Here is an 8,526-nt window from a genome sequence, read left to right as displayed (position 1 = left end):
ACAAGCCCGACACGACAAATCGTGTGCCCACCGTTTTCAGCCGTTCCGGGACCCCCGAAACCCTGTGACAAGCATCAATGCTCGCTCAGACCCGCCCGAATGCCCACCAACTGCGGAACTCGGGTAGACGCCTCGGGGCGCAGACAAGCATGAGGTTTTTCTCGTGGCTGGCGCGCGTATCTGGGTAAGGTGACAGACACAAGGTGGTAGCTCGCTCGTCGTCATGGAGGTGCAGCCATGCGGGTAGCAATTGTTGGCGCCAGCGGAAACGTGGGAACTGCGGTACTCAGGGAACTGGCGCAAACCACCGAGGTGTCTTCGGTGCTGGGCATCGCCAGACGCCTCCCGGACACCTCGGTCGAGCCGTACAACACCTGTGACTGGGCCGCGATCGACATCGCTGCGGCCACCACGGCCGCCACGGCCATCGGACAGCTGGAGGCCGCCTTCCGGGGCGTGGACGTGGTGATCCACCTTGCCTGGTTGGTGCAGCCGAACACCGAGCGCGACCTGTTGCGGCGGGTCAACGTGGAGGGCACCGCCCGGGTGGCGCAGGCGGCGGCCCGGGCCGGCGTTCGGCACCTGGTGGCCGCGTCCTCCGTTGCGGCCTACTCACCCGACACCGAGGACATTCCCCGCGACGAGAGCTGGGCCACCAACGGCATCCAGACCTCCCACTACAGTACCGACAAGGCCGCCCAGGAACGGGTGCTGGACGAGTTCGAGACCACCCATCCCGAGGTGCTGGTCACCCGGATGCGCACCGCTCTGGTCTTCTGGGCAGATGCCGGGGCCGAGATCCAGCGCTATTTCCTCGGCACCTGGGTGCCGGTGCAGGCGTTGCGCTTCGGACGCCTGCCGGTGCTGCCGCTGCCGGCCGGTCTGCGCGGCGTCCAGGCGGTGCACGGCGAGGACGCCGCACGCGCCTACGTCGCGGCCGTCCTCAAGGGTGTGCCGGGGGCGTTCAACATCTGCGCCGACGACATCCTGCGGCCCAACGACCTGGCGGAGATCGTCGATCACGGACGCCATGTCGAGATCCCGGCAGATGCCATGCGCTCGATGCTGGCCACCGCCCACAAGTTGGGCGCCATCGCGGCCGATGAGGGTTGGCTCGACATGGCCATGACAGTCCCGATGATGTCCAACCAGAAGGCGAAGACCGAACTCGGCTGGCAGCCCCGCTACTCCGCTGCCGAGGCGGTGAAGAGCGTGCTGGACGGCATGATCGAGGGCCGGGGCACCGACTCGGTGCCGATGCGGCCACGGCAGGTGGGCGGCATGAGCTTCCCGTCCACCGACCGGGTGACCGCCGGGGGAGGAGGCCGCGGCGAGCGGTCGGGCGACCCGCGCAAGCCCTGGCGCAATCCGGAGGTCGACGACCGCCCGGTGGTGTCGGACCAGATCGCCAGCGACCTGCTGGGCCTCTACCTGTCCGACCACCTCACCGGGGCAACCGCTGGCGCCCAGCGGATCAAGCGGATGGCCGACGCATACATCGATACGCCGGTCTATGCCAAGCTGTCCGAGCTCGCCATCATGATCCCTGGGGAGCGGCAGATGCTGAAGGAGATCATCCGCGACCTCCGGCTGGCGCAACGACCGCACCGTCAGGGAGCCGCGTTCCTGGCTGAGCGGGCCGGTCGGCTGAAGCTGAACCAGCGGCTGTTCAGCCGCTCTCCAATGAGCCTGGTGCTCGAGACCGAGCTGATGCGCAGCGCCGTGATGGGCAAGAAGGGGGTCTGGCAAACGCTGGGCGACAACGCCGAACACCTGGGCCTCAACGAGGACTTCTTCGACGAGCTCGCCGCCAGCGCCGACAAGCAGGCGGCCATCCTGGACGAGGTGCACCAGTACGCCCGCGGACGAGCCTTCCGCGCAGACCTGGAGACCTTCCAGCCGTACCTGACCGACGAGGCCGAGGAGGAAGTCGACGAAGTCGACCCCGAGGACGAACTCGTCGACACCTGGGGCGAGGATTCCTTCCCGGCCAGCGACCCGCCGGGCAACTACTGAGCGGCCGGGGTGCTGTACGGTGCCCGGCGCGTGCGCGATCGACCTGTCCGGCCCGATGAGCGCCCCGGGGCAGCGGTGTGCGCTGCCGGGGGTCAGGGCAGTGACCTACCGGTCATCAGTTGCGACTTGTAGACGTTGGTGATCCGGACGCCGTCCAGCCACCGGGTCAGGCGCCCGGCCTCGGCGTCCAGCGCGGCCCGGCCCATCTTGCCGACGAACTGGCCCACGCCCGGCAGCAGGATCACCTGGACGGCCGCGGCGTCGTCCTGCACCCAGGTGCCCACGATCCGGCCGTCCCACCACGCGGTGTTCCCGCCGTTGCCGTTGCTGTCGAACAGTAACCGGGTGTGGGCTGGGTCAAGGTAGAAGTCGCGGCTGCGCCAGCCCATCGTCGTCGGGTCGAGGGTGGGCAGCAGGGCGGCCCACGGTCCCACCTCGGCGACCGGTTCGACGTCGTCGGGCAATAGCCAGCCGGTAGCGCCGCCGGCCAACTCGACCGGGACGGCATCCACCGCTGCCAGTGCGGCGCGGGCCGCGTTCTTGGTCGACCCCAGCCACCACTGGATGTCATCGAGGGTTCCCGGGCCGAAGGTTCGCAGCCAGCGTCGGACCAGTTCGGCGTAGCCTTCCTCGGGCGACAACGGCGTCACGTGCCCGCCGAGCCACTCATCCATCAGCGTCCAGGTCAGCCGTGCCGTCCACCAGTTGCCGGCGTTGGGACCCCGGGTCACCACGCCCTCAGCACCCATCATGGTCAGCACCCGAGGGGCGATCGGGAAGGTGCCGCCGTACTTCTTGTCCGGGTTGACGGCAACGGTGCCGGTGAGCTCGGGGACTTCCTCCCGCAACTGCCTGGCCGACAACGGCTCTGAGCCCGACAGTCGACGCTGGATGGCGGCGGTCGCGGATGCCAGCCACGCGGCGCCGTCGTCGGCGACACCGTGCTGCTCGACGTCGCGGGTGATCAGCCGGCGTTGCTCGATCGCCACCCGGGCCGATGCGCTGCCGAGTGTGGCTGCCAGCAGGTCACGGGGAAAGACGAACAGGGTGCGGCGCATCGCGAGCTGCTTGACCACCGAGCGCTCGACGTACAGCGCGTGGTCGATGTCTGCCGGAGTCACGTCGATGGTGCGCGCTTGCACCGACAGGTAGACGCTGGGCGCTTCCGTTGCGTGCAGCGCGGTCATGGCCCGCGTCGTCGCCAGAACATCGGCCAGGCGGTGGGCGGGGTGGAGTCCGTGTCGCACAGCCAGCCGGGCGCGGCGTTCGCGCTCGTCGATCTTTCGGACAGCCATCTGCAACCTCTGGTCGGGCGGGGGAGTGGCGTTGCCGCGCCCGGCGCAGGGCGCGCCTTCAGTCTGCGCCCCGGGCGGTTGGGGTGTCTACCACTCGCGGGTGCTTGTCCCGGCGGGTGCTGAACATCCGCGACCGCTGAGCGCCACGGGTGCTGAACATCGGCGACCGCTGAGCCGCAGCGGGCGCTTTCGGTTCAGACAGCCCGAAACTGCCCGCTTCGAGGGCCGAACGCGGGCACTCTTCATCCAGATCGCAAGATCTACCCGCTGGGTGGAGCGTGCTGGAAGGCGGTCGGGTCCTGGCGGCCGACCTACATCCAGTTGCCATCGGCAGTGACAACTGGTTCCACAGGTTTCTGGTCGCCCGGAATCTGGCCGTAGCGTGGTTGTTGTCCGAATGACCGAACAAGAGGGAAGCAATTGGTCAACATCCTGAGCAGGATCGCCGACGCGTATACCGATGAGCCGGACCCGGTGCCCGAGCTGACCTTCGCCCGGTTCGTCAGCAACCTGCTGGCCAATCGTGATGGTTTCGAGGGGGCGGACGCATAGGCCCGCTCGGGGATCCAGCAACCGCCCGTCGCCACGCAGAAGTGGCGGCGGGTTTCTTTCTGCCCGGACGCGGCCCGGTCCAGGCAAGGCCGGCATCTCGTCCAGCAGGTGGACGGTACCGTCGGGCCGGAGCTGCCCCACCAGTCCTCAAGGCCCGATACTGCCCCGCGAGTTCCTTGCGTAATGGCTGCACTCGATGCTGGTCCGGTCGACCAGATGCAGCCAATCCCAGCGCTATCCACGCCAGCCCCAGCAACTGACGAGCGATCCGGGCAGGGAGGAGGGGCACGCGCCACCCATCCGGCGGGCACTTTCGGGCGAAGTGGCCGCAAACTGTCCGATCCAAGGGCCGAACCCGTGCACTTACCGGCCGTGGGGTGGAAGAGTGCACGGCAAGCCCGGCGTCGTGGCCCTCGTCCAGGGCTCAGGCGCTGACGCCCGTTGCCGGAACGCCCACCGCCAGCCCGGCGTCATGGCCCTCGACCACGGCGTCCCGGATCTTGCGCGGTTTCACTGCGTCGCCGATCAGCACGTGCGGCACGCCCCGAGCGGTCAGCTCCTGGGAAAGCTCCACGTCCGCGGCATACCCCACCGCCAGCACCGCGGTATCGCAGTCGATGCGCTGGGCGTCGGTGACCACGGCCTCCGGCGTGATCTCGACCACCCGCTCGCCGGTGACGATCCTGATCGGCAGGGCGGCCACCCTGGCCATCAACGGGTACGCCATGCCGGGGTTCATGTCGGCCAGGATCTTGTCGGTCATCTCGACTACCGTCACCTCGCGGCCCTGAGTGGCCAGCAACTCGGCGGTCTCGACACCCACCGATCCGCCACCGATCACCACCACGCGCCCGCCGACATCGACGGTGCCGAGCAGCACGTCCTCGGCGACGACCACGACTTCCTCGTCCGCCCCGGGGATCGGCGGCACGAGCGGCGCCGACCCGGTCGCGATGATCAGCGCATCCGCACCGAGCTGGGCGAGGAAGTCGGCGTCCACCAGCTGGCCGAACTCGACCTGCACACCCGTCTTGGCGACCATGTGGGTCTCGTAGTCGACGCAGGCGAACATCTCCGACTTGAACGGGGGCCGGACCCCGGGGAGGATGTTGCCACCCAACTCATCGGTCTGCTCGTACAGCCGCACCCGATGCCCCCGGCCGGCCGCGGTGTGCGCAGCCTCCATCCCGGCCAGGCCACCACCCACCACGACGACATCGAGCTCATGGGTGGGCGCGGGCACGTGGGCGTAGCGCAACTCGTTGCCCATCTCCGGGTTGTACAGGCAGGTCGCGTGGACGCCCATGCCGGTCTGGTTGATGCACCAGTTGCAGCTCAGGCATACCCTGATGTCGGCCGCGTCACCACGCTGCGCCTTGATGTAGAAGTCGGGGTCGCAGATCAGCGGACGCCCGGTCGCAACGATGTCGACCTTGTCGTCGGCGATCAGTTGGTCGGCGAACTCGGGCGTCTTGATCCGGTTGGCCACCGCCACCGGAACCGCCCGGCCGATACCCTCCCGGATGGCCATGGCGTCGTCGACGAAAGCCCCCAGGGGCAGCGCCTCGGTGCCCGCGGCCACATTGGACTCGTAAGTGCCCCCGGACACGTGGATCGCATCGATGCCATGCTCGACCAGTTCCCGGCAGAAGGCGGCGGTGTCGTCCGGCGTCAACCCGTCGGGCAGGTACTCATTCGCCGAGATCCGGTACATCACCGGGTAATCCAGGCCGACCTCAGCGCGGACGGCGTCCACCACCTCGAGGGGGAAGCGGGCCCGCCGCTCGGCGTCCCCGCCATACTCGTCGGTGCGGTTGTTGGTGTGCGGCGACAGGAACTGGTTGATCAGGTAGCCATGCGCCCCGTGCACTTCGATGGCGTCGATGCCGGCCTGCTGGCAGCGGCGGGCCGCGGCCGCGAACGCGTTCACCAAGTCGTGGATCTCGGCGGTCGTCAGCTCGTGTGGTACCACCTGGAGCACTCCGCAGGCGATCGGTGACGGCGCCACCAGCGGCGTCTGGGAGAACAGCGGGTTCGACTGGCGCCCGGCATGCAGCAACTGGACGGCGACTCGGCCGCCCGCCTGGTGCACCGCGTCCGCCAGCCGCCGCAGGCCCGGGATCATGTCGTCGTTGTGGCAGCCCAGCTGACGCGGTGAGACCTTGCTTCGCGGGTCGACGAACGCGCCGCCGGTGATGTTCATGCCCACGCCGCCACGGGCCCGGGCCACGTGGTAGGCGACGAAGTCGTCGGTTACCTGGCCATCCTGTCCACACAGGCCCACCACCATCGGGGCCATGATTCCCCGGTTCCTGAGCTGCAGCGTCCCGATGCTGATCGGGCTGAATAGGTGCTCGTAGGCGCGCATGCCCTGCTCCCTTCATCGCGAGCGTGACAGCAGTCTAGTGAGGTGGGCCGGACGCCACACGGCTGCGGGCGCACCCGGCTGGGCGGACTGAAGATCACTTGATGCCCGTCGTTACGCTGAGAACAACAAGCGCGTCGACGTGGCAGCAACGGCGGAATCGGCGGCGTGGCAGCACAAGGGGACCCATGGCATTCGTGGAATTCGACAACGTCTTCAAGACGTACACCATGGGAGCCACCCAGACCCACGCCATTCAGGGCGCGACCTTCAGCCTGGCGCGCGGGGAGTTCACGGTCATCGTTGGTCCGTCGGGGGCGGGCAAGACGACGATCCTCAACCTGCTCGGCGGCATGGACCCGGTCACATCAGGTTCGATCATCGTGGCCGGGGAGCAGATCTCCGATTACAGCCGCGAGCAACTGACGCTTTACCGGCGGGACGCGATCGGCTTCGTCTTCCAGTTCTACAACCTGGTGCAGAACTTGACGGCACTTGAGAACGTCGAGCTGGCCAGCGAGATCTGCCGCCACTCGCTGAATCCGCGGGAAGTGCTGCGGATGGTGGGCCTGGGCGAGCGGATGGACAACTTCCCGGCCCAACTGTCGGGGGGCGAGCAACAGCGGGTCGCCATCGCTCGCGCCATCGCGAAGAACCCGCTGCTGTTGCTGGCCGACGAACCCACGGGCGCCCTGGACTACCAGACCGGCAAGGCGGTGCTGGGCCTGCTGCAGGACATCTGCCACAACCACCACCGCACCGTGGTGGTCATCACCCACAACCTCGCCTTCACCGCGCTGGCCGACCGGGTGATCCGGGTGACCAACGGAATGGTCACCGACGTCACCCTGAACGACGCACCGAAGTCCGCCGACCAGATCGAGTGGTAACCGGAAGATGGGGACCGGGACGACCGTCGAGACGGTCAGTGGCGCCAGGCAGCCGCGCTACCAGCGCCGCTACCGCTACCGCAGCGGCTCACCGTACTGGAAGAGCGTCCGACGCTCCTTCCAGGGCACGTTCAGTCGCTGGCTCGCGGTGTTCGCCATCATCGGGCTGGGTGCCGGCGTCTTCGCCGGGTTGCGGAGCGTCGCGCCTGACATGTACGCCAGCGCCGACCGGCTGTACGACCGGACGAACTTCGCCGACCTGCGGGTCACCTCCACCGCGGGGCTCACCGCGGACGACGTGCACGCGCTCCAGCAGTTGCCCGGCGTCCGGAATGCCCAGCCGCAGATCAGCACCGAGGGCAGCATCGTCACCGGCGACGCGGTGCACGACGCCGCCATCCTCAGCATCGACCTTGCAGCAGTCGAACGTGGCCGGGACGCCGAGCCGATCAATCGGCCGGTAATCCTCGAGGGCCGGCTGCCCACCCGTCCCGACGAGATGCTGCTGTCCCGTGGCCTGACTCCGGCCGACGACACCACCCGGGTGGGCGACGTGGTGACCATCGCGTCGCTGTTCGGGGTAGGAGACCCGAGCGAGGTGCTGGAGTTCGAACAGTTCACCGTGGTCGGCTTCGCCGAATCGTCCTACTACCTGTCCGGCGACGTCGGCCAGTCACCGCGCTCCGGCGCTGCACTCAGCCACTACGCCTACCTGCCGCTGCAGGCCTTCCGCGACCCGGAGGTGTTCACCGACGTCTTCCTGACCGTAGACGGCGCCCTCGCGGAGACCTCTTTCTCCCGCAACCATGCCGCGGTGGTCGATCCGGTCGCCGCCGACGTGAAGGCCATCGCGGCCGAACGCGAGGAGGCCCGACTCGAGCAGATCCGCGCCGAGGCCCGGGCCCTGATCAATGACGGTCAGCAGGAGTTGGACGACCGGGCGGCCGCCGCCCGCGCCGAGATCGAACAGGCGCAGGCTGAACTCGACCAATCCCGGGACGAGGCGGAGCAACAGCTCGCCGACGCCCAACAGGTGCTCGATGAGAGCGAGGCAGCCCTGGCCGACGCTGAACGGCAGGTGGCCGACGGACAAGCCGCCTACGACTCCGGTCTCGCCGAGCTGGCCCGGCAGCGCCAGGTCGTCGCCGAGGAGTTGGCCGTCCAGCAGCGGACCATCGATGAGGGCTGGGCCGCGTACGAGCACGGCCAGGATGCCCTGGCCGAGAGCAACCTGACCCTGGCCGTCGCAAGGGCGCAACTGGACGCCGCGGAGACGGCCCTGCAGGAGGCGCGCGCCCAGCTCGACCAACTGCAACTGGCGTTGACGGCACTGGACACCCGCGACGACCTGGCGGCCCAGCAGGCTGCGCTGGAGGCCCAGCGCGCCCAGGCCGTCGTCGGGCTGGAG

6 protein-coding genes are annotated in these 8,526 nt (G+C 68.6%); 4 read left to right on the top strand and 2 right to left on the bottom strand.

All coding sequences use genetic code 11. The annotated features are described in order from the left end of the window. Positions 1-237: 237 nt before the first annotated feature. Positions 238-2,016 (top strand): NAD-dependent epimerase/dehydratase family protein, encoded by a 1,779-nt coding sequence (locus WBL05_RS13235; RefSeq protein ID WP_424226566.1) that lies wholly within the window; start codon positions 238-240, stop codon positions 2,014-2,016. A 92-nt stretch (positions 2,017-2,108) separates the two neighbouring features. Here the strand turns inward: WBL05_RS13235 and WBL05_RS13230 are convergent, their stop codons facing one another. Further along, positions 2,109-3,311: a winged helix DNA-binding domain-containing protein gene (locus WBL05_RS13230; RefSeq protein WP_424226564.1), complete on the bottom strand. Its 1,203-nt coding sequence runs from the start codon at positions 3,309-3,311 to the stop codon at positions 2,109-2,111. Positions 3,312-3,731: 420 nt separating this feature from the next. Here WBL05_RS13230 and WBL05_RS13225 point away from each other — a divergent pair, with 420 nt between their 5' ends. After that, positions 3,732-3,863, top strand: coding sequence for a hypothetical protein (locus tag WBL05_RS13225; protein ID WP_424226563.1), 132 nt, complete (start codon positions 3,732-3,734; stop codon positions 3,861-3,863). Positions 3,864-4,287: 424 nt separating this feature from the next. Here the strand turns inward: WBL05_RS13225 and WBL05_RS13220 are convergent, their stop codons facing one another. Further along, positions 4,288-6,231 carry an FAD-dependent oxidoreductase gene (locus tag WBL05_RS13220; RefSeq protein WP_424226561.1) on the bottom strand — a complete coding sequence of 648 codons (1,944 nt, stop codon included), beginning with the start codon at positions 6,229-6,231 and terminating at the stop codon, positions 4,288-4,290. Between the two features lie 185 nt (positions 6,232-6,416). Between WBL05_RS13220 and WBL05_RS13215 the strand changes: the two genes are divergently transcribed. Together WBL05_RS13215 and WBL05_RS13210 are read left to right on the top strand one after the other, a co-directional pair. Then, complete coding sequence (locus tag WBL05_RS13215) at positions 6,417-7,118, top strand: ABC transporter ATP-binding protein (protein ID WP_424226560.1); 702 nt, start codon at positions 6,417-6,419, stop codon at positions 7,116-7,118. 7 nt (positions 7,119-7,125) lie between these two features. Beyond that, positions 7,126-8,526: hypothetical protein (locus tag WBL05_RS13210; RefSeq protein WP_424226559.1), on the top strand; the 1,401-nt coding region annotated here is incomplete at its 3' end.

Source organism: Brooklawnia sp. (assembly GCF_049651565.1).
Classification (GTDB): Bacteria; Actinomycetota; Actinomycetes; order Propionibacteriales; family Propionibacteriaceae; genus Brooklawnia.
The sequence above is the reverse complement of the archived record's forward strand: the minus strand, read 5'-3'. Positions and strand labels throughout refer to the sequence as shown.

Coding starts and splice junctions, on each gene's coding strand:
- WBL05_RS13235 (WP_424226566.1), top strand. CDS start 238: ATGCGGGTAGCAATTGTTGGCGCCAGCGGAAACGTGGGAACTGCGGTA.
- WBL05_RS13230 (WP_424226564.1), bottom strand. CDS start 3,311: ATGGCTGTCCGAAAGATCGACGAGCGCGAACGCCGCGCCCGGCTGGCT.
- WBL05_RS13220 (WP_424226561.1), bottom strand. CDS start 6,231: ATGCGCGCCTACGAGCACCTATTCAGCCCGATCAGCATCGGGACGCTG.
- WBL05_RS13215 (WP_424226560.1), top strand. CDS start 6,417: ATGGCATTCGTGGAATTCGACAACGTCTTCAAGACGTACACCATGGGA.